Here is a 22,947-nt window from a genome sequence, read left to right on the forward strand (position 1 = left end):
CTCGCGGTACGGTCGCGACCGTCGAACGGCGTCGCCTTCCCGACTACGGCCGTGCCCTACCGCGCGTGCAGCTCCACGAACCGCCGCAGCATCCGGCTCGGCTCCGACACGACCGCGCGCGCGGCGGCGGCCAGCGTGAGCTCGAGCTCGTCGGGCGCGAAGTAGCCGTAGCTCGCGTAGGCGCGGATGCGCACCTGGATGCCCTCGAGGTCGAGTTCGGGGTGGAACTGCGTCGCATAGACGTTGGCGCCGACGCGGAACACCTGCACCGGGCAGGTCGGCGACGATCCGAGCAGCGTCGCCGACGGGGGCAGCGCACGAATCGCCTCCTTGTGCCCGACGAACGCGTTGAACGTCCCCGGCATCCCGGCGAGCAGCGGGTCGTCGGCACCGGCCTCCGTCATCGTCACGGGGACCACGCCGATCTTCTCCGAGAAGTGGTCGTCGATCAGCGCGCCCTGGTGCGCGCCGAGCGTGCCGACGCCGTAGCAGGCGCCGAGGAACGGGAAGTCCCGGGCGACGACCTCGTCGAGCAGCGTCGCGAACTCGGCCTCGACGCGGCGCTGCACCGCCGACTTGCGCTCGGCGGGGTCGGACGCGTTGAACGGCCCGCCGCCGACGAAGATTCCCGACAGCGCATCGAGGTCGAGCCGCGGCATCGGCTCGGCCTCGAGCCGGACGCGGATGAGGTCGCGCTCGTCGAGCCCGGTGCCGCGGAGGAAGAGCGCGTACTCCTCGTCGGCGGGCTGGTCCTCTGCTCGGGTGGCGAGGAGCACGAACGGCTTCACGGCCCCACGATACGCGCGGCGCTCGCCGCGTGTCAGTACTGCGAGGGCGTGGGCAGCACGGCCATGGTGCAGCGCGACACGCACACGAGCCGCCCCTGCTCGTCGGTGATCCGGATGTCCCACACCTGCGTCGTGCGGCCGCGCGTGATCGGGCTCGCCTCCGCGTACACCCACCCCTCGGAGACCGGGCGGACGTGGTTCGCGTTGATCTCCATGCCGACGCAGTAGTTCTGCGCCGGATCGACCGTGAACGATGCGCCCCAGCTCGCGAGCGTCTCGGCGAGGGCGACGGATGCGCCGCCGTGCAGCACGCCCCCCGGCTGGCGGGTGCGGTGGTCGACGGGCATCCGCCCCTTCAACGAGCCGTCCGTGATCTCGGTCATCTCGATGCCGAGGGCGCGGATCAGGGCGTGCTCGCCGCGCGAGTTCGCCCACTCCAGTGAGGGCTCGCCGAACCAGATGCTCATGGGCATCGAGTCTGCCATGCGCCGATGCTGCGCCGGCGGCGACCGGGCGGCCATGATGGTGCCGTGGGAGACGACGACGACCTCCGCGCGCTGCATGTACCGGTGCGCGCTCCGGTGCCGGCCGCGTCGTCGGCGTCGCGCGATCCGGTCGTCGACCTCGCGCGGGTCGCCTGCATCCTCCTGGTCGTGGTGGCGCACCTGCTCATGGTCGGGGTCGGCCTCGATCCGTCGGGTCGCATCGTGCTGTCCCGCCCCGTCGAGGAGCAGCCCTGGTTCGTCCCGGCGACGTGGGTCGGGCAGATCATGCCGCTCTTCTTCGCGCTGGGCGGCTTCACCGCGGCGACCTCGTGGCGCCGTCGGCGGGCACTGGGCGACACCGCCGCCGACTTCGTCCGCTCGCGCACGCTGCGACTGGCGGCGCCGGCACTCCCGTTGTTCGCCGTCCTCGCGGCCGCCCTGCCGATCGCGACCTTCACCGGCGTCGACCCCGCACTGCTCGGCGCGATCGCCGCCGGCATCGGCGTGCCGCTCTGGTTCCTCGCCGCGTACCTCCTCGTGCAGTGCCTCGTCCCGTGGCTCCTCGCGCTGCACGAGCGCGCGCCGCGCGGCACGCTCATCGTGCTCACCGGAGCGGCCGCGCTCGTCGACCTCGCCCGGTTCGCGACGGGCAGTCGTGAGATCGGCCTGATCGACCTGCTCTTCGTCGGCGGCTTCGTGCAGCAACTCGGGTTCTGGTACGCCGACGGGTGGTTCGCGGGTCGCCGGCCCGTGCAGCTCGCGGCCATCGCGGTGGCGGCGTACGCGCTGGCCTGGCTCGGCGTCGCCGCCGGCTGGCATGCGCCGAACATGCTGACGAACCTCGACCCGCCGACGGTCTCGCTCATGCTGCTCGGCATCGCGCAGGTCAGCCTGCTGACGCTGTTCCACTCCGCGCTCGGGCGGCTCATGGCGTCACGGCCCGTTCGGGCCGTCGTGGGATTGGTGGCGAGCCGGGCGCTGACGCTCTACCTCTGGCACCTGCCGGTCATCGTGGTCATCTCGGCGACGTCGCTGCTCGTGCCGGCCCTCGCTCCCGCGCCGACGCAGGTCGCGTGGTGGATCGGACGACCCGCCGTGTTCGTCCTCGTGCTCGTCGTGGTGTGGCTCATCTCGTACCCGCTCGCGCGATTCGAGCGGTTCGCCCGGGCGGCCCGTCCCGGGTCCCGCCGGCCGTCGGCGACGACGATCGTGGTCGCGGCGGTGCTCGCGCTCATCCCGCTCCTCGCGGTGATTCTCCGGGGGCTCGACCTCGCGCTGGCCGCCGGGGGGACGGTGCTGCTCGCGGCCGCCGTCGCGCTCGACCGGGCACGCCCGGCCGCTTCGGCGTCGCCGGGGCCGCGCGAGGTCAGGCGAGCTCGGCGATGATCGGGTGGATGGCGTCGTCGAAGGCCGCTGCATCGGACCGCAGGGTGTCGGTCACGGCCACGGTCTTCTCGCCGATCCACCAGATGCCCGATGCCGCGAGCGGCAGCACCTCGACGTTGAGCTCGAACGAGTGCGCGCGCCGACCGACCTCGCGCTCGTGCTCGGCGATCGAGCCCGCGTAGGCGCGGTACGTGTCGCCCGAGCGGGCGGCCGAGGCCGTGCGATAGCGCTCGTGCGCCCAGTCGGCCCAGGCCAGCCCGGCCTCGGCATGCGGGCGGATGGCGGCCGCGAGGGCCTCCGCGCCGGAGACCGGAAGGGCGACGGCGGTGCCGAACTCCTCCACGAGTTCGAGCGGCACCGGCGAGGGGTGCGATTCGGGCTCGACGGTCATCGACCACCACGCGCGCCACTGCTTCTCGAGCGTGTCGTGCGCGTCGACGTCGCGCGACCCCTCGGGACCGATGCGGCCCACGTCGCGCAGCCGCGGGAGTTCGGCGGGCGACGCGACGCCCAGCACCTCTCGCAGGTAGAGGGCGAGGAGGGCTCCGGTGCTCGCGTTCTCGCGAATCACCCACGATGGCGTGGACCCCGCGTGCATGCACGGATTCTACCGCCGTCCCCCGACAGCCGGCCCGAGCGGCGCGCGCCGCGCGGGTACCCTTGACGGGTGAGCGCGAACTCGTCCTATGCCGCTGCCGGAGTCGACACCGCCGCCGGCGACCTCGCCGTCGAGCTGATGAAGGAAGCGGTCGCGAAGACGCACGGGCCGAACGTGCTCGGCGGCGTGGGCGGCTTCGCCGGTCTCTACGACTTCTCGTTCGCGAAGGACTACTCGCACCCCCTCCTCGCCACCTCGACGGACGGCGTCGGCACCAAGATCGCGATCGCGCAGGCGCTCGACATCCACGACACGATCGGCCAGGACCTCGTCGGCATGGTCGTCGACGACATCGTCGTGGTGGGCGCGACCCCGCTCTTCATGACGGACTACATCGCGTGCGGCAAGGTCGTGCCCGACCGCATCGCCGCGATCGTGACCGGCATCGCGCGCGCCTGCGCCGAGACCGGCACGGCGCTGGTCGGCGGCGAGACCGCCGAGCACCCCGGCCTCATGGGCGTCGACGACTACGACGTCGCAGGCGCCGCGGTGGGCGTCGTCGAGGCCGACCGCGCCCTCGGCGCCGAGCGCGTCCGAGACGGCGATGCCGTCATCGCGATCGAGTCGTCCGGCCTGCACTCCAACGGCTACTCCCTCGTCCGGCACATCCTCTCCAACGCGAAGCTCTCGTACGCGGATGCCTCGGCCGACCTCGGCACGACCTGGGGCGAGGCCCTCCTCGAGCCCACGCGGCTCTACTCCGGGCCGCTCGTGAAGCTGCTCGCCCACGACACGCTCGGCGGGGCGGTGCACTCGCTCTCGCACGTCACGGGCGGCGGCATCGCGGCGAACCTGGCACGCGTCCTCCCGCGCGGCTCGTGGGTCGAGGTCGACCGTTCAACCTGGTCGCCCCAGCCGGTGTTCCGCGTGCTCAACGACCTGGCGGGCACGACGCTCGAGTCCACCGAGGGCACCTGGAACCTCGGCATCGGCTTCTTCGCGGTCGTCGCAGCGGATGCCGCGGCATCCGTCATCGCCGAACTCGACCGGCTCGGCCTGCCCGCCTGGCAGGTCGGCACGGTCTCGACCGGCGAACGCGACGCGGCGGCATCCGGCTGGGAGCAGGGCGCCAAGGGCGTCGACGGCGGCGCGGTCCGCCTCGTCGGCGGCTACGCGAGCTGATCGGATGCGCGCCGCCGTCTCGATCGGGCTCCCGGGCACCACGGCCCCGGAGACGCTGCGGGCGCTCGCCCCGCGGCTCGAGCGCCTCGGCTTCGACGGGCTCTGGCTGAACGACGTCCCCGGCGGCGACTCGCTCGCCGGCCTCCGCGTCGTCGCCGAGACGACCGAGCGGCTCCGACTCGCGACGGGCGTGATCCCGGTCGACCGACGACCGGTCGCGAACCTCGACCTCGCCGGCATCCCGGCCGAGCGCACGACGTTCGGCATCGGCTCCGGCGGCGCGCACCACCCCGTCGGCACGATGGCCGACGCCGTCGCCGAGCTCCGAGGCCGCACCGATGCCGGCATCGCCGTCGGAGCCCTCGGTCCGCGCATGCGGCGACTCGCCGCCGAACTGGCCGATGCCGTCGTGCTGAACTGGCTGACCCCCGCCGCCGCGGCCGACGCCATGGACGACCTGCGACGCGACGCGGGCGATCGTTCCGGGGAGGTGCGCGGCGTCCTCTACGTCCGCACGATCTCCGACGGCGCGGCGCGCGCGGCGCTGCAGAGGGAGGCGGACCGATACGGGTCGTACGTGTCGTACGCGGCGAACTTCGCCCGGCTGGGCGTGGAGCCGATCGATGCGACGATCAATCGCGAGTCCGCTCTGCGCGCGTACGACGGCGTGGTCGACGAGGTCGTGCTCCGGGCGATCACCGCCGCGGGCACGCTCGACGAACTCGAGCGGTTCGCCGAGACCACGGCGGAGTGGCGCGCGGCGCATCCGGGCGACTGACTCGGCCGCCCGCGCCGACCCCTGGGCGACCGGCTGCGGCCCGCGCCGTCATCCCGGGGGACCATGGGCCGCGCCTCGCTGCGGTGCAGCGGCTAGCGTCGGCGCCGTGAGCGACCTCTCCCCGACACGATTCGAGACGGTGCCGGCGGTGCGCGGATTCCGCCTGGTCCGCTGGGTCGTCGGCACGGTCCTCGGCGAGGGCGTCGGGTTCCTGGTTCCGGTGACGGGCTTCGCGCTCGCCGACGCCGCCGGCCTCACCGCGTGGTCCGCCTGGCTCCTGCTCGTCGTCTTCGGCGCAGGGGAGGGCGCCCTGCTGGGACTCGGCCAATCGGTCGCGCTGCGCGGGGGACCGGTCGAGGTGTCGGTCGGCCGGTGGGTCGCGGCGACGGCGGGCGCGGCATCCGGCGCCTGGGCCATCGGGATGCTGCCCTCGACGCTCGCCGATCTCGGGGTCGCGATCGACTGGACGCTGCCGAGCACCTGGCTGGTGATCGGCGTCGCCGGCGTCGTGCTGCTCGCGAGCATCCCGCTCGCGCAGTGGCCGATGCTCGCCGCCGCCCACGTCCCGCGCGCATGGCGGTGGGTGCCGCTCGGCATGGCCGCCTGGCTCGCGGGCCTGCCGTTCACGTTCGCGCCGTCGCCGTTCGTCGACGTGGGCACGCCTGCACCGATCGTGTTCGCCCTCTTCGCGGCATCCGGCGTGCTGATGGCGGCCACCATGGCGCTCGTGACCGGCGCAGGCCTCAGGCGGATGCTCCGGGGCTGACCCGGCGCGAACCGACCCCCGCATCGCCGGGACGCGGTACTGGGGCGATCGCGCGGGCACGTGAAGAACCCGGCGCGGCGGCCCCTCGGGGTGCGCCGCTCAGCCGGGGATGATCAGGAGCGGTGGGACCCGTCGTCGTGGACGTAGGAGTCGTCGTCGGCGTATTCCGCCCACTTCGACATCTCTTCGTCGGTGTGGTCATGCGAAGCCGTGAGCTCGCGCTCGAGCGCGCTGTAGTCGGTGGCGGGGCTGAAGTACTTCAGCTCCCGAGCGACCTTGGTGTGCTTGGCTTTCTGACGGCCGCGCCCCATGCGTGACCCCCTTACGACGTCTGGCCGGATGGGATGGACGTCACCCGGCTCTTTGATATGAACAATCCCGGCTGGTAGTTTACCACCGCCTCGGGGGCCGATCGGATGCCACGGCGGCGCTGTGGAGGGCGTGAGGACGCCGTGACGTGGCCCGAAGCACCCCTTCCGACATGGTGGGATGGTGGGGTGGATGCGATCCCCGACCGCGTGAAGGTCGCGGTGATCGGTGCCGGACAGGCGGGGCTGTCTGTCGCCTTTTACCTGCGACGCTTCGAACTCGTCGCCGACGAGGACTTCGTCATGCTCGATCGCGCCCCCGGACCGGGTGGCGCGTGGCAGCATCGTTGGTCGTCCCTGCGCCTGGGCACCGCCCACAAGGTGAACGACCTGCCGGGCATGGGGGAGCTCGGCATCAGCTTCGAGACCGCCGACCGCTCGCTTCCGGCCAAGGAGGTCGTCGCGGACTACTACGGCCGGTTCGAGGAGCACTACCGGCTGAACGTGCACCGCCCGGTCGACGTCCGGCGGGTGACGAACGACGGCGTCGACCTGCGCATCGAATACGAGGACCTCAGCCCGCAACCCGTCGAGGAGCTGAGGAGCCGCGGCTTCTTCGGCCGGCGGCGCAAGACCTTCGAGGCGGCGCCGCCGCCGGGCGCTCCGCGCGGTGAACTGCGGGCCCAGTTCCTCGTCAACGCGACGGGAACGTGGGGGTCGCCGTTCGTTCCGTACTACCCGGGCATGGGCGAGTTCCGCGGCCGTCATCTCCACACCTCCGACTTCGGGACGGCCGAGGACTTCCGCGACCAGAACGTGATCGTCGTCGGCGGCGGAACCTCGGCGATCGGCTTCATGCTCGAGCTCGAGGGCGTGGCCTCCGGGCTCACCTGGGTGTCGCGCCGCCCGATCGACTGGCTCGATCGGCAGGAGCTCGACCTCGAGGGCGCATCGGCCGCGGTCTCGCGGCAGGACGAGGCGGCACGTGCGGGGCGCGCGCTGCCCTCCGTCGTGAGCGGTACCGGCGTACCCAAGAACCGGCGCATCGCGGCCGGCATCGATCGGGGCCTGCTGGTCGCCAAGCCCATGTTCGACCGCATCGAGGCCGACCGCGTGGTCTGGTCCGACGGCAGCGAGGCGAAGGCCGATGCCATCATCTGGGCGACCGGCTTCCGACCCGAGCTGCGTCACCTCGCTCCGCTGAAGCTCCGCGAGCGGGCCGGCGGCGTCACCGTCGGGCAGGGCGCCGCATGGCAGGATCCGCGGATCTTCCTCGCCGGCTACGGGCCGCAGGCCTCGACGATCGGTGCGAGCCGAGCCGGCCGCATGATCGCACGCCAGATCATGGCGATGATCTAGCGCGCGATCAGCGCACGAGCAGGTAGAGCCCGAGCGCGGCGCCGATGCCGAGCGCGAGCGTCACGAGCACGTTGAGGATCGCGGCGCGCCAGCGCCCGCCGTCGGCGAGCTCGATCGTCTCGACGCACCACGTGCTGAACGTCGTGAGCCCGCCGCAGAAGCCGGTGACGAGGACGAGCCGGAGGTCATCGGAGACGGCGGTGCGCTCGGCGAGCCCGATGACGGCCCCGGCCAGCGCCGACCCCACGACGTTGACGACGAGGATGCCGCCCGGCAGGTGCCCCGGGCGGACGGGATAGGCCTTCGAGAGCAGGTAGCGGATGACGGCGCCGACGGCGCCCGCGACGAGCACCGCCGCGACGACGAGCGCGCTCACAGGGTCGCCCCGTCGTCGGTGACCTCGGTCGGCATGGGCCGGTGCGCCAGCGACGACCCGAGCTTCAGACCGGCGGCGGCGAGCGCGAGGCCGGCGACGAGCGAGACGCCGAGGTAGAGCACGGCGACGGCCGTGGCACCCTCGCGGTCGAGGATCGCGATCGCGCCCATCACCGCGGAGAGCGTGGTGAACGAGCCGATGAGCCCCGAGCCGATGCCGGCCTTGAGCCAGGGCGGCGTCGACGGCCTCGTCCAGAGCCCGCCGGCGAGCCAGCCGAGTACGAACGTGCCGACGAGGTTCGCGATCAGGGTCGACCACGGGAAGCCGTCGTCCGCATGCGGCAGCACCGTGTCGAGCGCGAGGCGGAGTCCCGTGCCGGCGAGGCCGCCGACGAAGACCGCGAGGGAGGGGGGCACCCGACGAGGCTACGCCGTGCCCGGGTCGGAGGCGGGCAGCACCCACACGTTCGAGGCGAGCCACGTGCCCGCGGGGTACTCGAACTCCTCGACGCCCTCGAGCACGAACCCCGCGCCCCGGCAGAGCGCGTTCGACGGCGCGTTGTCGAGGCGCGGATACGCGGCGATCGGGCGGGACGGGTCGGCGGCGCGCGCCTCGTCGATCACGAGTGCGAGCGCGGCGCGCGCGAACCCGTGCCCCTGATGCGCTGCCTGGACGGTCCAGCCGACCTCGAACAGCGCCCGCCCGCCCTCGTCGCGAGGCCAGAAGCCGATCGCGCCGACGCCCTCGGGGTGCCCGGGTGTCACGATCGCGTACATCTGCGACGAACCGTCGTGCCATCCGCGCAGGTACCGATCGTGCCGCGAGACGACCTTCTCGTCGGACTCGGCGCCGCCGAGGTGCTCCATGAGCTCTGGCGCGTTGTTGCGCCGGAGCAGGTCGAGGTCGCCCTCGGACCATGGGCGAAGCGCGACATCCGTCATGCCCCCATGCAAGCCGATGCCGCCGACATCGGCGCTCGGGATCAGCGCTGGGCGAGCTCCCGGAGCACCTCGCTGCGCACGTCGGCGAGCCGCGTGCGCAGCAGCGACACCGTGTCGCTGTTCACACGGCCGCGGTTGGCCTGGTTCCGCAGTTCGAGCCGGATCTGCTGGCGGAACTCGGTGATGGCGAGGTCGGCCTCGTGCATCGCGCGCGTCGACTCCGCGGTCGGCTGGGGGGTCGCCGGCTCGGTGGTGGCGGCCTTGCGCGCATCGCGGGCGGCGCTCGCGAGTTCGGCCCTGAGCGTGCGCATGGCGGAGTCCACCTCGGCGCGCACGCCCTCGGCGAGGCGCCGGATCGAGTCGGTCACGTCCTCCTCGATGGCGTCGAGCTCGTGGCGACGCGACTCGAGTTCGGCCCGGCCTGCGTCGGTGATCTCGTACACCGACTTGCGGCCGTCGGTGCGCTTGGTCACGAGGCCCTCCTCCTCGAGCTTGGCGAGGCGCGGGTAGATCGTGCCGGCGCTCGGGGAGTACGTGCCGCCGAAGCGATCGGACAGGGCCTGGATCAGTTCGTACCCGTGACGGGGCTGCTCCTCGAGCAGGGCGAGCAGGTAGAGGCGCAGGTTGCCGTGGGCGAACACCGGCGGGGTCATGCGGATGCCTCGTCGGCGGGAGCGCCGGCCGACGCGGGCTGGCGACGGATCACCGAGATGTCACCCGACACGCTGTTGGCGCCGAGGTCGAGCCAGGTGCCCTCGAGCTCGCCAGTGACGCGCTCGAAGCCCTTGCCCAGGGTGCCCTTGATCTGCGTGTCGTCGAGCAGCAGCTTGCCGCTCACCGTGTTGACGCGGTAACGGGCGCCGCTGCCGGCGTCGAAGCGGAGCGTGAGGTCGCCCGACACGCTGTTCGTGTCGACCCGGCTCGGCGTGCCCTTCGCGTCGAGCACCATGTCGCCGGAGACCGTGTCGACGTTGAACGACCCGACCTCGCCGGTGACGGTCACGTCGCCCGAGACGGTGTGCGCGGTGACCTTGCCGGTGTGGTCGCCGACCGAGACCTCGCCCGAGACGCTCGAGCACTCGACATCGCCCGCGTGGTTGTCGATGACGAGGTCGCCCGAGACCGAGCTGAACTTGCCGTCGTTGTCGAAGCCCGACACGAGCGCGTCGCCCGAGACGACGCCCAGCTTCATGGCGACGTGTCGCGGCGCGAGGATCGACACCTCGGCCTTGGCGCTGCCGGTGAAGCCCTTGAAGACCTCGAGGAAGTTGTCCCACCGCAGTTGCGGGTGGTCGATCTCGAGCGAGTCGCCGTCGATCCGGATCATCAGGTCCTTGCCGGTGACGTTCGAGACCTCGACCCGGGCGCCGGGTTCGTCGTGCGCGATGACGTCGACCTTGCCGCCGATGAGGCTGACCTTGAGCTTGCGGACGAGTTCGAGGTCGATGACCCGGCTCTCCCCGGGGTTCACGACCCACTTCTCGATGGCCATGTGCGTGCTCCTTCTCAATCGATTCGAGATCACGATATATCGCGTTTGCGGACGAGTCAAGATATATCGCGTTTGTCGAATTCGGGCGTGCCCCCGACATCCGCTTGACCTTGACGCTACGTCAAGTTCTACCGTGGAACCACGACGATGGGCCGAGCACGGGAGGGGGCACGACGTGGACTGGTCGATCCAGGAGATCGCGAAGCTCGCCGGGACGACGAGCCGCACGCTGCGGCACTACGACGACCTCGGCCTGCTGCCGCCGAGCCGCATCGGCGGCAACGGCTACCGCTACTACGACCGACCCGCGCTGGTGCGGCTGCAGCGCATCCTGCTGCTGCGCGAGCTCGGCCTCGGACTGCCGGCGATCGCCGACGTGCTCGCCGGCCAGACCGGCGAGTCCCGCGCCCTCGAGGGTCACCTCGCGTGGCTCCGGCACGAACAGGACCGGCTGGCGCGCCAGGTCGCGTCGGTGGAACGGACGATCGAGGCATTGGAAGGAGGTGAGGAGATCATGGCGAAGGACATGCTGGACGGCTTCGACCACGCCCAGTACCGCGAGGAGGTCGAGGAGCGCTGGGGCCGCGACGCGTACGCCGCCGGCGACAGCTGGTGGAAGGGCCTCGGCGACGAGGGCCGCGCCGCGTGGAAGGCGCGGACGGCCGAGCTCGGCCGCGACTGGACTGCGGCGGCGGAGTCGGGCGTCGCGCCGGACTCCGCGGAGGCGCAGGCGCTCGCGAAGCGCCACGTCGAGTGGCTGACGGGCATCCCCGGGACGCCGGCGGGCACGCCCGGCGGCGACGTCCGGGCGTACGTCACCGGACTCGGCGAGATGTACGTCGCGGACCCGCGCTTCGCGGCCAACTACGGCGGCGAGCAGGGCGCGACGTTCGTGCGCGACGCGCTCCGCGTGTACGCGGAGGCGAATCTCTAGGCGCCGGTGCGCCGGGCCGACCGGTGAGCCTGCCGAACGACGGATGCCGCGGGGCGCGCGCCCCGCGGCATCCGCTCTTCGACCTCGCGCTGACGCCGCTCGCGCTCGCTCCCCGGCGAGGCGTCCATGCGGCATCGAGTGTCCACGGCCTGCGGATCGGTCGAGCGGGAATCCGCATCGATCGGACACTCGACGCCGGGCGCCGGGCGCAGGCACCGGCCCCCTCGCGAGGTCAGGCCTGCGCGGGCGCGGCGCCCGTCGCGGGGTGCGGGATGTCCCGTTCCCGCGCCCGGCGACGGCCGGCCGGCCCGCGGCGCACGGCGAACAGCGGGATCGTCCATCCGCACAGGGGGCCGATGAGCAGTGCGAAGGCGAGCGTGCCGATGCCGACGTTGCCGCCGAGGAGGAAGCCGGTGATGAGCACCGTGACCTCGATGCCGGTGCGGACGATCCAGATTTTCCACCCGTTCCGTCGGTGCAGGCCCGTCATGAGTCCGTCGCGCGGGCCGGGGCCGAAGTGGGCGCCGATGTAGAGGCCGGTCGCGGCGGCGAGCACGACGATGCCGCCGAAGAGCATGACGATGCGGAGCCAGAGGTCGAGTCCGGTCGGGATCATCCAGAGCGACAGGTCGGCGAACGGCCCGACGAGCAGCGCGTTCATGAGCGTGCCGAAGCCGGGCCGCTGCCGGATCGGGATCCACAGCAGCAGCACGATGCCGCTGGTGATGACGGTGATGAGGCCGAAGCCGAGGCCGGTCTGCTTCGCAATGCCCTGCGTCAGTACGTCCCACGGGGCGACGCCGAGCTCGCCGCGGACGATGAGCGCGATGCCGAGCCCGTAGAGGTACAGGCCGACGAAGAGCTGCACGAGGCGGCGCCCGAAAACGGGCGCGGAGTCGGTGGTTCGCGGGAGACGGAACGGCATGATGGCAATCCAATCCCCGAATTGGCCTTTCGGCAAGAAGCCAATTCGCCTAAAGTGGCCCGCACCATGGAAGCCACCCTCAGCGCCCGCGCCCTCGAGACCCTGCTCGGCGCCTGGCGCGGCGACGGCGGCAGCGCCTACCGGGCGCTCGCCGACCGCATCCGCCTCCTGATCCTCGACGGCCGGATCCCCGTCGACACCCGCCTGCCCGCCGAGCGCGACCTCGCCGAACGGCTCGGGCTCAGCCGCACGACCGTCACCGCCGCGTACCGCGAGCTCCGCGAGCAGCGGATGCTCCGCAGCATCCGCGGTTCGGGCAGTGTCGCGCGCCTGCCCGGCGCACCCGCCGTCCTCCCCGTGCCGCCCGCGGCCGACTATGTCGACTTCTCCAAGGCCGCGCTGCCCGCACTGCCGTGGCTCGCGGATGTCGCCCGCGACGCGGTCGACGACCTTCCCGCGCACCTCGGCGACTCGGGATTCGACCCGATCGGCATCCCGCGACTGCGGACCGCCATCGCTGATCGGTACTCGGCGCGCGGCCTGCCCACCGACCCCGAGCAGGTCATGGTGACCCTCGGCGCGCAGCACGCCATCGCGCTGCTCTCCCGTGCGCTCATCGGGCGCGGCGATCGCGCGCTCATCGAGGCCCCGACCTACCCGCATGCCTACGAGGCGCTCCGCGCGGCAGGCGCGAGGCTCGTCACCGTCGCGACCTCACCGCACGACGGTGGGCCCGACGGATTCGGCGCGGCCGACGAAGCGGGCGACCTCGTGCGCGCGATGGGCCACGCGAATCCCGTCGCCGCCTACCTCATGCCCGACTTCCACAACCCGACCGGGCGTTCGCTCGGCGTCGAGGCGCGCGAGCGCGTGCTCGACGCCGCCGCGCGCCAGGGCACGGTCGTCATCGCCGACGAGACCACGGCCGAGCTCGACATCGACCGCGGGCTCGAGCTCCGCCCGCTCGCCGCCTACGGCCCGGCGGTCATGGTCGGCTCGGTCGGCAAGACGGTCTGGGGCGGCATCCGCGTCGGGTGGATCCGGGCGGATCGACCCCTCATCAGGCGGCTCCTCGCGGTCCGCTCGCCGGGCGACCTCGGCACGCCGATCCTCGAGCAGCTGATGGTCGCGCAGCTGCTCGGCCGGATGGACGAGATCCTCGACCTGCGGCGCGAGCAGCTCCGCGCCGGCCGCGACCACCTCGAGCACCGGCTCGCCGAGGCCTTCCCGGGGTGGCACGTGCCGCACGTCGACGGCGGCATCGCCACGTGGGTCGGCCTCGGCGCCCCGGTCAGCTCGCAGCTCGCGCTCGCCGCGCGCACGGAGGGCCTCATCGTCGCGGCCGGGCCGCGCTTCGGCATCGACGGCGCCTTCGAACGGTTCCTGCGCCTGCCGATCTGCTACGACGCCGAGACGACGGATGCCGCGGTGCAGGCGCTCGCGCGGGCGTGGGGCTCGCTCGCCCGCACGCCCGTCCCCGACCAGAGCGTGCTCGCCGCCGTCGTGTAGTCGGGAGCGAACGTTCACCCTCCGGTAATCCGCGGTTCGCCGGCCACGGCCAGAGTGAGGCGCGTCCCGTCTCCTCCGACCGAAGGTGATCCATGTTCTCCTCCCGACCCCGTCTCCGGCGCGCGGCGGCGCCGATCCTCGTGGGCGCCATCGCCGCCGGCTGCCTCGCGGCGGTGCCGGCCGTCGCGCTGCCCATCCGCACCGCCATCGTCGATGCTCCCGTCGAGGTCGTCGCAGGCGACGCCGCGCTGACCCTGTCGCCCGTCGGCAGCTACGAGACCGGCGTGTTCGACGAGTCCGCCGCCGAGATCGTCGCGTCGTTCGACGGACGCCTCTACGTCGTCAACGCCCAGGCCGGGCTCGTCGACGTCATCGACGTGAAGAAGCCGTCCAAGCCGAAGAAGGTCGGCGAGGTGCAGGGCGGCGGCATCGCCAACTCGGTCGCGGTCCGCGCGGACGGCCTCGGCGTCGTCGCGATCGAGGACGCCGACGACAAGACGGCCCCGGGGCGCGTCGTGTTCTTCGACGCCACGAAGAAGAAGCCCCGCGTGCTCGGCTCGGTCGAGGTCGGCGCCCTGCCCGACATGGTCGCGCTCTCCGCCGACGGCACGCGCGCGGTCGTGGCCGACGAGGGCGAGCCGGCCGACGACTTCTCGAGCGATCCCGAGGGTTCGGTCGCGGTCATCGACCTGCCCGCCACGGTCTCGGCCGCGGCGCAGGCCGACGTCCGCATCGCGGACTTCCACGAGTTCGAGGAGGGCGGCTCGAAGACGCTGCCCGAGGGCGTGCGCGTCTTCGGCCCGACGCCCGAAGCCGACCTCCCCGTCTCGCGCAACCTCGAGCCCGAGTACGTCGCCGTCGACGGCGACACCGCATACGTCGCGCTGCAGGAGGCGAACGCGTTCGCGGTCGTCGACCTCGACTCGGCGACCGTCGAGGAGATCCTCCCGCTCGGATTCGTCGACCACTCGGCGGCCGGGCACGGCATCGACCCGTCGGACCGCGACCCCCGGGGTGCGCCGACCTTCGCCATCCGCACGTTCGACGGCGTGAAGGGCATGTACCAGCCCGACGGCCTCGCCGCGTACCGGGCGGCGGGCGAGACCTACCTGGTCTCGGCGAACGAGGGCGATGCGCGCGAGTGGGGCGACTACGTCGAACCGGCCCGCGTGAAGGACCTCGGCACGGGCGGCCTCGCGCCGATCTGCGCGTCGAGCCCGGCGGCGACCCTCACGGGCGACGCGGACCTGGGGCGCCTCAACGTCTCGACCGCGATGGGCCTCAGCGCCGACGGCAGCTGCTACGAGGAGCTGTACTCCTTCGGATCGCGGTCGTTCTCGATCTGGACGACGGACGGGGAGCAGGTCTTCGACTCGGGCGAGGACTTCGAGCGCATCACGCACGAGGCGGCTCCCGAGTTCTTCAACTCGAACCACTCCGAGTCGAACCTCGAGGGTCGCAGCGACGACAAGGGCCCGGAGCCGGAGGGCCTCGCGATCGGCGAGGTCGACGGCCGTACCTACGCGTTCATCGGCTTCGAGCGCGTCGGCGGCGTGATCGTCTACGACATCACCGACCCGGCGGCGGCCACGTTCGTCACGTATCTGGCCAACCGCGACTTCTCGATCTCGGTCGAGGCCGACGGTGTCGAACTGCTCTCGGAGGCGGGGGACCTGGGACCCGAGGGGCTGACGTTCATCCCCGCGGAGACGAGCCCCAGCGGTGAGCCGATGCTCGCCGTCGTGAACGAGGTGTCCGGCACGACGACGCTCTTCGCGATCGACGCGACCTCGTAGTCGACGCGTCGCGGGCGCGCGCAGGAGGTGAGGGGGCGGTGGGACGAGGTCCCACCGCCCCGTCACCGGATCAGCGTCGCTTCACAGGTTCCCGTTATCCGGACGCCCCCGTCCGCTGCGAGAATCGATGCCATGTCCCTCCTCGCCAGGCTCAGCATGCGCAACCGCGCCCTCATCGCGCTCGTCACCGTCGTCGTCGCGATCTTCGGCGGCATCGCGCTGAACGGGCTGAAGCAGGAGCTGGCGCCGTCGATCCAGCTGCCGCAGCTGTCGATCATCACGGCGTACCCGGGGGCATCCCCCGATGTCGTGAACGCGGATGTCTCGACCCCCATCGAGACCGCGATCCAGGGCATCACCGGGCTCGAGTCCACGTCGACCACGAGCTCGACCGGCGTCTCGCGCGTCGTCGCGAGCTTCACCTTCGGCACCGACCTCGCCTTCGCCGAGCAGAAGCTGCTCTCGTCGGTGAACCGCATCGCGCCCACGCTGCCCGACGACGTCGATCCGCAGGTCGTCGCCTTCAGCTTCGACGACCTCCCCGTGATGGCGGTCGCCGTGACGGGCGCCGAGGACGGGTCGACCCTCTCCGACGAGATCCGACGCACGACCCTCCCCGAAATCCGCGACATCGACGGCGTCAGCGACGCCACCCTCGTCGGCGACCGCGGCCGGCGCGTCGTGATCACCCCGGATGTCGCCGCGCTCGCGACGTACGGCCTGACGACCCAGTCGATCCGCGACGCGCTGCAGCAGAACGGCGTGCTGCTCCCGGCCGGCCAGATCACGGAGGGCGATTCCACCTTCGCGGTCCAGGCCGGCACGCGACTCGGCAGCGTCGACGACCTCAGCGCCCTGCCGCTCGTCGGCGCGACCGAACAGCAGCCGGTGCCCGACGGCACGCTTCCCGACGGCACGCTTCCCGACGGGACGCTTCCCGACGGGACCGGCACCGACACGGGGGTCGACGGCACCGGCGCGGATGGCACGGGCACGACCGACGGGACCGGCGCGGACGGCACGATCGCCACCATCACCGTGCCCGTCGCGCTCACGATCGGCGACGTGGCATCCGTCGAGCTCACCGAGAACCCCGAGACGAGCATCTCGCGCGTGAACGGCGAGCCGGCGCTCGCGATCTCCATCACGAAGCTGCCGTCCGCGAACACGGTCGAGGTCTCGAGCGCGGTCGCCGCAGCACTGCCCGACCTGCAGGCCTCGCTCGACACCACGAACCCGGGCACCGAGTTCACCGTCGTCTTCGACCAGGCGCCGTACATCGAGCGCTCGATCGAGTCGCTGGCGGTCGAGGGCCTGCTCGGCCTCGTCTTCGCGGTGCTCGTGATCCTCGTGTTCCTGATGTCGGTCCGGGCGACCCTCGTCACCGCGATCTCGATCCCGACGTCGGTGCTCATCACGCTCATCGGGCTGCAGGCCGCCGACTACACGCTGAACATCCTCACCCTCGGCGCGCTCACGATCTCGATCGGACGCGTCGTCGACGACTCGATCGTCGTCATCGAGAACATCAAGCGCCACCTCGTCGCGGGCGTCGACAAGGCGTCGACGATCGTGCACGCCGTTCGCGAGGTCGCGGGCGCCATCACCGCCTCGACGATCACCACGGTCGCGGTGTTCCTCCCGATCGCGCTCGTCGAGGGCGTCACGGGCGAGCTGTTCCGGCCGTTCTCGCTGACGGTGACGATCGCGCTGCTCGCGTCGCTGCTCGTCTCGCTCACGATCGTCCCCGTGCTGGCGTACTGGTTCCTGAAGCCCGCGAAGCCGCGCAAGGGCCAGACCGAAGCGGATGCCGCCGCCGCGGCGGCGTTCGTCGACGAGGTGCGGGTCGCACCGACCGGTGCCCCGTCCGCGCCCGTCGCCGGTGGCGCAGCGCCGGCCGCCGGGACGTCGTCGCTCCCCAGCGACGACGTCTGGCTGGCGCCCGAGCTGCGCGACGCCGACGGGTCGACCGGGCTCCACCCGACATCGGAGGCGCCGGTCGCCTCGGGCACGGCCGTCGCCGTCGCCGAGACGGAGGGCGGACCCATCGCGGGCACCGGCTCCACGCCGCCGCAGGACGAGTTGGAGCACCCCTCGCGCCTGCAGAAGGGCTTCCTGCCGATCCTGTCGTGGACGCTGAAGCACTCCGCCGTCACGATCATCGTCGCCGTGCTGATCCTCGGCGGCACCGTGGCGCTCGCGCCCTTCATGAAGACGAACTTCCTCGGCGACAGCGGGCAGAACACGTTCCGCGTGACGCAGGAGCTGCCGGTGGGCTCGAGCCTCGAGTACATGGCCGCGGCATCCGAGCCAGTCGAAGAGGCGATCCGCGGCGTCGACGGCGTCGAGACCGTGCAGACCTCGATCGGCAACTCGACCGGCGGCGGCGCGCTCGCCGCGTTCGGCGGCGGCGGGAACACGGTCGCCTACAACGTCACGACCGATGACGGCGCCGACCAGGTCGCCCTGCAGGAGGAGGTGCGGGCCGAGCTGGCCGACCTGGAGGACGTCGGCGAGATCACCCTCGCGGCGCAGAGCGGCTTCGGCGCATCGAACGACATCGAGGTCGACATCACGGCGGCGAACGAGGCCGACCTCCGCGATGCGACCGACGCCGTCGTCGAGGAGCTGTCGGGACTCGACTCGCTGTCGCAGGTGACCTCGAACCTGGAGGCCTCCCAGCCGTACGTCGCGATCGAGATCGACCGTGCCGCGGCCGCCGAGGCCGGCTACTCGGAGGTCGCGCTCGGCACGGTCGTGTCGGCGGCCATGCAGCCGCAATCGGCGGGCTCGATCGTCATCGACGAGCAGACCGTCACGATCTACCTCTCATCGGCCGAGCCGCCGACCTCGCTCGACGGACTCCGGGCGCTCGCGGTGCCCACGCCGACCGGCACCGTGCGCCTCGACGCGCTCGCCACGGTCGAGCAGGTCGAGGGGCCGTCGTCCGTCACGACCGTTCAGGGGCTGCGCAGCGCGACCGTCGCCGGCACCCCGGCCGGTGACGACCTCGGCACCGCGAGCGCCGACGTCCGTGCCGCGATCACGTCGGTCGACCTCCCCGACGGCACCTCGGCGTCGCTCGGCGGCGTCACGGCCGACCAGCAGGAGTCGTTCTCGCAGCTCGGCCTCGCGCTCCTCGCCGCGATCCTGATCGTCTACGTGGTCATGGTCGCGACATTCCGTTCGCTCCTGCAGCCGCTGCTGCTGCTGGTGTCGGTCCCGTTCGCGGCGACGGGCGCCATCCTGCTTCAGGTCGTCACGGGGATCCCGCTCGGCGTCGCCTCGCTCGTCGGCGTGCTGATGCTCGTCGGCATCGTCGTGACGAACGCGATCGTGCTCATCGACCTCGTGAACCAGTACCGAGATCGGGGCATGACCGTGCGAGACGCGCTCCTGCACGGCGCCTCCCGCCGTCTCCGACCGATCCTCATGACGGCGCTCGCGACCATCTTCGCGCTGCTGCCGCTCGCGCTCGGCATCACGGGCAGCGGCGGCTTCATCTCGCAGCCGCTCGCGCTCGTCGTGATCGGCGGCCTCCTGTCGTCGACCGTGCTCACCCTCCTCGTGCTGCCCTCGCTCTACGACCTCGTCGAGGGCGGGCGCGAGCGTCGGCGCGAGAAGCGCGCGGCGAAGCGGGCGGCGGCGGAGGACTCGGTCCTCGCGCCCGCGATGGCCGGGACGGCCCCGGCGATCGTCGGCGACCGCCCGGAGCGCGACGCCGACGCGGGAGGGGATGCCGGCCCGGGTGCCGCTGCCGGAGCGGACTCGGGCCCCGGCCGCGGTGCGGGCGCGGACGACGACGGCTCCGGCACGGACTCCGACTCGGGCAGCTCATCGGCGGACTCCGGCTCGGGGAGCGCATCCGCGGGCTCCGAGGCGGGCGCCGCATCCCCCGACTCGGACTCCGACTCCGGCTCGAGCTCGGACTCGGACTCGGACTCCGACTCCGGCTCGGACTCGGACTCGGACTCCGACTCCGGCTCGAGCTCGGACTCGGACTCCGACTCCGGCTCGAGCTCGGACTCGGACTCCGACCCGGGCTCGGGCTCGGGTGCGGGTGACGACCCCGCCGCCGGCCCGAAGCCCGTCAGCTGACGGGCCGACCCGGCGTCTCCGCGGGTGCCACCGGGTCGAGCCGCACGATGACCGCCTTCGAGACGGGCGTGTTGCTCTCCTCGGCCGCGCTCGCGAGCGGAACGAGCACGTTGGCCTCCGGGAAGTAGGCCGCGGCGCATCCGCGCGCCGTCGGGTAGGCGACGACCCGCTGGTTCGGCATGCGCCGGTCGGGTTCGCCCGGCCACTCGCTCACGACGTCGACGCGCTGGCCGTCGGCGATTCCGAGCTCGGCGAGGTCGTCGGGGTGCACGAACACCACGTCGCGGCCCTTGCGGATGCCGCGGTAGCGGTCGTTCAGGCTGTAGATCGTGGTGTTGAACTGATCGTGCGAGCGGAGCGTCTGCAGGATCAGCCGGCCCTCGGGTCGTTCGAGGTGCTCGAGCTCGTTGACCGTGATGATCGCCCGCCCGGTCGGGGTGTCGAAGCGTCGCTCGTCGCGTGGGCCGTTGGGCAGGACGAATCCGCCCTTCCGACGGACGTCGTCGTTGAACGACTCGAACCCGGGCACGACCCGAGCGATGCGGTCGCGGATCAGGTCGTAGTCGCGTTCGAAGTCGCGCCAGGGGATGCCATGACGGTCGCCGAGCGTGGCCTCGGCGAGTCGGCACACGATCGCGACCTCGGAGAGCAGCCCGTCGGCCACGGGCGGGATGGCCCCGTGGCTGGCGTGCACGGCGCACACGCTGTCCTCGACGGAGACGAACTGCGGTCGGCCGTCCTGGAGGTCGATCTCCGTCCGGCCGAGGGTCGGCAGGATGATCGCCTCCTCGCCCGTGACGACGTGGGATCGGTTGAGCTTGGTCGAGACCTGGACCGTGAGCTTCGCGCCGCGCATGGCCCGCTCCGCGGCATCCGTGTCGGAGATCGCACCGACGAAGTTGCCGCCCATCGCGATGAACACGTCGATGTCGCCGCGCTGGAGGCCCCGCACGGTCTGCAGCGAGTCGGCGCCGTGCTCGCGCGGCACGGCGAAGCCGAACTCGGCCTCGAGCGCCGCGAGGAACCGCTCGGGCATCTTCTCCCAGATGCCCATCGTGCGGTCGCCCTGCACGTTGCTGTGGCCGCGGATGGGCGACGCGCCGGCGCCCGGCCGGCCGATGTTGCCGCGTAGCAGCAGCAGGTTCACGATCTCGCGGATCGTCGCGACGGCCTTCCGCTGCTGGGTGAGGCCCATGGCCCACGTGATGATGACCCGGTCGGCGGCGAGGTAGTCGGCCGCGAGCGCGTCGATCTCGTCGGGGTCGAGTCCGGTCGCGGCGAGCACGGCGGCCTCGTCGAGGTCGGCGAGGTGCGCCCGGAACGCCTCGAGGCCGACCGTGTGCCGGTCGAGGAAGTCGTGGTCGAGGACGGTGCCGGGCGCGGCGTCCTCCGCGTCGAGCACGCGCCTCGAGACGGCCTGCAGCAACGCCATGTCGCCGCCGGAGCGGATCTGGAGGAAGCGGTCGGCGATCGCCGTGCCCTTCCCGATGATGCCCCGCACCTTCTGCGGGTTCCGGTAGCGGATGAGTCCGGCCTCCGGCAGAACGTTGACGCTCACCACGCGCCCGCCCGCCCGCTTGGTCTCCTCGAGCGCGGTGAGCATGCGCGGATGGTTCGTGCCGGGGTTCTGGCCCATGACGATGACGAGGTCGGCCGTCGCGAAGTCGTCGTAGTGCACGGTCGACTTGCCGATGCCGATCGTGGAGATGAGGGCCGTTCCGGTGGACTCGTGGCACATGTTCGAGCAGTCGGGCAGGTTGTTCGTGCCGAGGGCGCGGACGAACAGCTGGTAGAGGAACGCGGTCTCGTTCGCCGTGCGGCCGCTCGTGTAGAACGCGGCCCGGTCGGGCGTCTCGAGCGCGTTCAACCGGTCGGCGACGATCCGGAACGCGCCCTCCCACGAGATCGGCTCGTAGTGGTCGGACCCCGCCGGCTTGTGGACGGGCTCGACGAGTCGGCCCTGCTGGCCGAGCCAGTACTCGTCACGCCCCTCGAGCGACGTGAGCGAGTGCTCGCGCCAGAACGCGCGGGGCACGGTGATCGGGGTCGCCTCCCACGTCGTCGCCTTCATCCCGTTCTCGCAGAACTCGAGCACGTTGCGGTGGCTCGGGTCGGGCCACGCGCAGCTCATGCAGTCGAAGCCGTCCTTCTGGTTGATCGCCAACGCGAGACGGGCGGTCCGCGAGAGTCCCATGCGCGCGAGCGCGGGCTCCATGGAGTGCAGGATGCCGGGCACGCCCACGGCCCAGTCCTTCGGGTGCCCGACCTCGAGGTCGGGGTACGGCTCGTCCGCGCGCTCGCGGGCGTCGTCGTTCATCGGCCCGCCTCCGCCCGTCCTGCCGCGACGGCGTACGCCTCGGCGTCGGATGGCGCGACGAGGCGCTGCTCGCCCGCATAGACGACCATCGAGTCGCCGCGCAGGAACCCGACGAGGGTGAGGCCGGATGCCGCAGCGTGCTCGACCGCGAGCGACGACGGGGCCGAGACGGCCGCGAGCACCGGGATGCCGGCCATGGTCGCCTTCTGGGCGAGCTCGAAGCTCGCGCGGCCTGAGACCTGGAGGACGACGCCGCGGAGCGGCAGCAGGCCCTCGCGTGCCGCCCAGCCGACGACCTTGTCGACGGCGTTGTGGCGCCCCACGTCCTCGCGGAGCGCGAGCAGGTCGCCCGTGCGGCCGTCGAAGAGCGCGGCCGCGTGCAGTCCGCCCGTGCGCTCGAAGATCGCCTGCCCGGCTCGGAGCCGGTCGGGGAAGCGCGCGAGACAGGCCGGGTCGAGCCGGAGGTCGTCGCCCGCGACGTCGTACGCCGACCGCGTCCGGACGGAGTCGATGCTCGCCTTACCGCACACGCCGCACGAGCTCGTCACCGTGAAGTTGCGTTCGGTCGAGGCATCCGGTGCCGGCACCCCCGGCGCGAGGCCGAGGTCGAGCACGTTGTAGGTGTTCTCGCCCGGGGTGCCGCAGTGGATCGCGGCGGCGACCTGGTCGCCTCGTGAGACGACCCCCTCGGAGACGAGGAAGCCCGTGGCGAGGTCGACGTCGTGCCCGGGCGTGCGCATCGTGACGGCGAGCCGCCGCCCGCCGACGCGGATCTCGAGCGGTTCCTCGACCGCGAGGTGGTCCTCGCGCCGGGAGGCCGCACCCCCGACGGTGATCCGTGTGACCCGCGTCCTCGCGGTGATCCTGCCCATGCCCCCCTGCCTATCACGAGCCGCGCGCGGACGCGCG

The 22,947-nt window shown here is 72.4% G+C and carries 21 protein-coding genes; 9 read left to right on the forward strand and 12 right to left on the reverse strand.

From position 1 onward, the window contains the following. Positions 1 to 56 precede the first annotated feature (56 nt). Positions 57 to 788, reverse strand: coding sequence for a glutamine amidotransferase (locus ACSJD1_RS02490; RefSeq protein WP_438853731.1), 732 nt, complete (start codon positions 786 to 788; stop codon positions 57 to 59). A 32-nt stretch (positions 789 to 820) separates the two neighbouring features. Beyond that, positions 821 to 1,273 (reverse strand): hotdog fold thioesterase, encoded by a 453-nt coding sequence (locus tag ACSJD1_RS02495; protein ID WP_438853732.1) that lies wholly within the window; start codon positions 1,271 to 1,273, stop codon positions 821 to 823. A 45-nt stretch (positions 1,274 to 1,318) separates the two neighbouring features. Between ACSJD1_RS02495 and ACSJD1_RS02500 the strand changes: the two genes are divergently transcribed. Continuing rightward, on the forward strand, positions 1,319 to 2,659 hold the full coding sequence (locus ACSJD1_RS02500) for an acyltransferase family protein (protein ID WP_438853733.1): 1,341 nt from the start codon (positions 1,319 to 1,321) through the stop codon (positions 2,657 to 2,659). Here the strand turns inward: ACSJD1_RS02500 and ACSJD1_RS02505 are convergent. Then, the gene (locus tag ACSJD1_RS02505) at positions 2,640 to 3,257 is read right to left on the reverse strand and encodes a zinc-binding alcohol dehydrogenase (RefSeq protein ID WP_438853734.1); all 618 of its coding nucleotides are present in this window, start codon (positions 3,255 to 3,257) and stop codon (positions 2,640 to 2,642) included. The genes ACSJD1_RS02500 and ACSJD1_RS02505 overlap by 20 nt on opposite strands. Before the next feature lie 69 nt (positions 3,258 to 3,326). On the opposite strand from ACSJD1_RS02505, the gene purM reads away from it, so the two are divergent. The 3 genes from purM to ACSJD1_RS02520 all read left to right on the forward strand — a co-directional run bounded on the left by purM (position 3,327) and on the right by ACSJD1_RS02520 (position 5,983). Then, positions 3,327 to 4,439: a phosphoribosylformylglycinamidine cyclo-ligase gene (gene purM, locus ACSJD1_RS02510; RefSeq protein ID WP_438853735.1), complete on the forward strand. Its 1,113-nt coding sequence runs from the start codon at positions 3,327 to 3,329 to the stop codon at positions 4,437 to 4,439. Between the two features lie 4 nt (positions 4,440 to 4,443). Next, positions 4,444 to 5,217 carry an LLM class flavin-dependent oxidoreductase gene (locus ACSJD1_RS02515; protein ID WP_438853736.1) on the forward strand — a complete coding sequence of 258 codons (774 nt, stop codon included), beginning with the start codon at positions 4,444 to 4,446 and terminating at the stop codon, positions 5,215 to 5,217. A 106-nt stretch (positions 5,218 to 5,323) separates the two neighbouring features. After that, positions 5,324 to 5,983: a hypothetical protein gene (locus ACSJD1_RS02520; RefSeq protein ID WP_438853737.1), complete on the forward strand. Its 660-nt coding sequence runs from the start codon at positions 5,324 to 5,326 to the stop codon at positions 5,981 to 5,983. Positions 5,984 to 6,096: 113 nt separating this feature from the next. Here the strand turns inward: ACSJD1_RS02520 and ACSJD1_RS02525 are convergent, their stop codons facing one another. Beyond that, a complete protein-coding gene (locus ACSJD1_RS02525; RefSeq protein WP_155050705.1) occupies positions 6,097 to 6,294 on the reverse strand; it encodes a DUF3073 domain-containing protein in 198 nt (65 codons plus the stop codon). Positions 6,295 to 6,480: 186 nt separating this feature from the next. Here ACSJD1_RS02525 and ACSJD1_RS02530 point away from each other — a divergent pair, with 186 nt between their 5' ends. Next, a complete protein-coding gene (locus tag ACSJD1_RS02530; protein ID WP_438853738.1) occupies positions 6,481 to 7,650 on the forward strand; it encodes an NAD(P)-binding domain-containing protein in 1,170 nt (389 codons plus the stop codon). A gap of 7 nt (positions 7,651 to 7,657) precedes the next feature. Here ACSJD1_RS02530 and crcB read toward each other — a convergent pair whose 3' ends face one another. The 5 genes from crcB to ACSJD1_RS02555 are packed head-to-tail and all read right to left on the reverse strand — an operon-like array spanning position 7,658 to position 10,459. Next, entirely contained in the window at positions 7,658 to 8,026 is a 369-nt protein-coding gene (gene crcB, locus ACSJD1_RS02535; RefSeq protein WP_438853739.1) for a fluoride efflux transporter CrcB, read from the reverse strand. Continuing rightward, complete coding sequence (locus tag ACSJD1_RS02540; RefSeq protein ID WP_438853740.1) at positions 8,023 to 8,442, reverse strand: FluC/FEX family fluoride channel; 420 nt, start codon at positions 8,440 to 8,442, stop codon at positions 8,023 to 8,025. The genes crcB and ACSJD1_RS02540 overlap by 4 nt, the downstream gene beginning before the upstream one ends. A gap of 9 nt (positions 8,443 to 8,451) precedes the next feature. After that, positions 8,452 to 8,967, reverse strand: coding sequence for a GNAT family N-acetyltransferase (locus ACSJD1_RS02545; RefSeq protein WP_438853741.1), 516 nt, complete (start codon positions 8,965 to 8,967; stop codon positions 8,452 to 8,454). Positions 8,968 to 9,008: 41 nt separating this feature from the next. After that, positions 9,009 to 9,620: a PadR family transcriptional regulator gene (locus ACSJD1_RS02550; protein ID WP_438853742.1), complete on the reverse strand. Its 612-nt coding sequence runs from the start codon at positions 9,618 to 9,620 to the stop codon at positions 9,009 to 9,011. Beyond that, positions 9,617 to 10,459, reverse strand: a complete 843-nt coding sequence (locus ACSJD1_RS02555; protein WP_438853743.1) for a DUF4097 family beta strand repeat-containing protein — start codon at positions 10,457 to 10,459, stop codon at positions 9,617 to 9,619. The genes ACSJD1_RS02550 and ACSJD1_RS02555 overlap by 4 nt, the downstream gene beginning before the upstream one ends. Positions 10,460 to 10,634: 175 nt before the next feature. On the opposite strand from ACSJD1_RS02555, the gene ACSJD1_RS02560 reads away from it, so the two are divergent. Next, complete coding sequence (locus ACSJD1_RS02560) at positions 10,635 to 11,393, forward strand: MerR family transcriptional regulator (RefSeq protein ID WP_438853744.1); 759 nt, start codon at positions 10,635 to 10,637, stop codon at positions 11,391 to 11,393. Positions 11,394 to 11,625: 232 nt separating this feature from the next. Here ACSJD1_RS02560 and yczE read toward each other — a convergent pair whose 3' ends face one another. Next, on the reverse strand, positions 11,626 to 12,318 hold the full coding sequence (yczE, locus tag ACSJD1_RS02565; RefSeq protein WP_438853745.1) for a membrane protein YczE: 693 nt from the start codon (positions 12,316 to 12,318) through the stop codon (positions 11,626 to 11,628). 66 nt (positions 12,319 to 12,384) lie between these two features. Here yczE and yczR point away from each other — a divergent pair, with 66 nt between their 5' ends. The 3 genes from yczR to ACSJD1_RS02580 all read left to right on the forward strand — a co-directional run bounded on the left by yczR (position 12,385) and on the right by ACSJD1_RS02580 (position 19,721). Then, the gene (gene yczR, locus ACSJD1_RS02570) at positions 12,385 to 13,827 is read left to right on the forward strand and encodes a MocR-like transcription factor YczR (protein ID WP_438853746.1); all 1,443 of its coding nucleotides are present in this window, start codon (positions 12,385 to 12,387) and stop codon (positions 13,825 to 13,827) included. Positions 13,828 to 13,919: 92 nt separating this feature from the next. Next, a complete protein-coding gene (locus tag ACSJD1_RS02575) occupies positions 13,920 to 15,623 on the forward strand; it encodes a choice-of-anchor I family protein (protein WP_438853747.1) in 1,704 nt (567 codons plus the stop codon). Positions 15,624 to 15,755: 132 nt separating this feature from the next. Continuing rightward, positions 15,756 to 19,721, forward strand: a complete 3,966-nt coding sequence (locus tag ACSJD1_RS02580; RefSeq protein ID WP_438853748.1) for an efflux RND transporter permease subunit — start codon at positions 15,756 to 15,758, stop codon at positions 19,719 to 19,721. Here ACSJD1_RS02580 and ACSJD1_RS02585 read toward each other — a convergent pair. Continuing rightward, the gene (locus ACSJD1_RS02585; RefSeq protein WP_438853749.1) at positions 19,714 to 22,038 is read right to left on the reverse strand and encodes an FdhF/YdeP family oxidoreductase; all 2,325 of its coding nucleotides are present in this window, start codon (positions 22,036 to 22,038) and stop codon (positions 19,714 to 19,716) included. The two genes, ACSJD1_RS02580 and ACSJD1_RS02585, sit on opposite strands and share 8 nt — an antisense overlap. Continuing rightward, entirely contained in the window at positions 22,035 to 22,910 is an 876-nt protein-coding gene (fdhD, locus tag ACSJD1_RS02590) for a formate dehydrogenase accessory sulfurtransferase FdhD (RefSeq protein WP_438853750.1), read from the reverse strand. The genes ACSJD1_RS02585 and fdhD overlap by 4 nt, the downstream gene beginning before the upstream one ends. Between the last annotated feature and the right edge of the window lie 37 nt (positions 22,911 to 22,947).

Source organism: Agromyces excoecariae (assembly GCF_051715505.1).
GTDB lineage: Bacteria > Actinomycetota > Actinomycetes > Actinomycetales > Microbacteriaceae > Agromyces.

What these genes read in the sequence shown, in the direction of transcription:
- ACSJD1_RS02575 (WP_438853747.1), top strand. Translation starts at nt 13,920, where the DNA reads ATGTTCTCCTCCCGACCCCGTCTCCGGCGCGCGGCGGCGCCGATCCTC.
- ACSJD1_RS02550 (WP_438853742.1), bottom strand. Translation starts at nt 9,620, where the DNA reads ATGACCCCGCCGGTGTTCGCCCACGGCAACCTGCGCCTCTACCTGCTC.
- ACSJD1_RS02585 (WP_438853749.1), bottom strand. Translation starts at nt 22,038, where the DNA reads ATGAACGACGACGCCCGCGAGCGCGCGGACGAGCCGTACCCCGACCTC.
- ACSJD1_RS02495 (WP_438853732.1), bottom strand. Translation starts at nt 1,273, where the DNA reads ATGGCAGACTCGATGCCCATGAGCATCTGGTTCGGCGAGCCCTCACTG.
- yczR (WP_438853746.1), top strand. Translation starts at nt 12,385, where the DNA reads ATGGAAGCCACCCTCAGCGCCCGCGCCCTCGAGACCCTGCTCGGCGCC.
- ACSJD1_RS02505 (WP_438853734.1), bottom strand. Translation starts at nt 3,257, where the DNA reads ATGCACGCGGGGTCCACGCCATCGTGGGTGATTCGCGAGAACGCGAGC.
- ACSJD1_RS02555 (WP_438853743.1), bottom strand. Translation starts at nt 10,459, where the DNA reads ATGGCCATCGAGAAGTGGGTCGTGAACCCCGGGGAGAGCCGGGTCATC.
- fdhD (WP_438853750.1), bottom strand. Translation starts at nt 22,910, where the DNA reads ATGGGCAGGATCACCGCGAGGACGCGGGTCACACGGATCACCGTCGGG.
- ACSJD1_RS02525 (WP_155050705.1), bottom strand. Translation starts at nt 6,294, where the DNA reads ATGGGGCGCGGCCGTCAGAAAGCCAAGCACACCAAGGTCGCTCGGGAG.
- ACSJD1_RS02545 (WP_438853741.1), bottom strand. Translation starts at nt 8,967, where the DNA reads ATGACGGATGTCGCGCTTCGCCCATGGTCCGAGGGCGACCTCGACCTG.
- ACSJD1_RS02580 (WP_438853748.1), top strand. Translation starts at nt 15,756, where the DNA reads ATGTCCCTCCTCGCCAGGCTCAGCATGCGCAACCGCGCCCTCATCGCG.
- yczE (WP_438853745.1), bottom strand. Translation starts at nt 12,318, where the DNA reads ATGCCGTTCCGTCTCCCGCGAACCACCGACTCCGCGCCCGTTTTCGGG.
- ACSJD1_RS02515 (WP_438853736.1), top strand. Translation starts at nt 4,444, where the DNA reads ATGCGCGCCGCCGTCTCGATCGGGCTCCCGGGCACCACGGCCCCGGAG.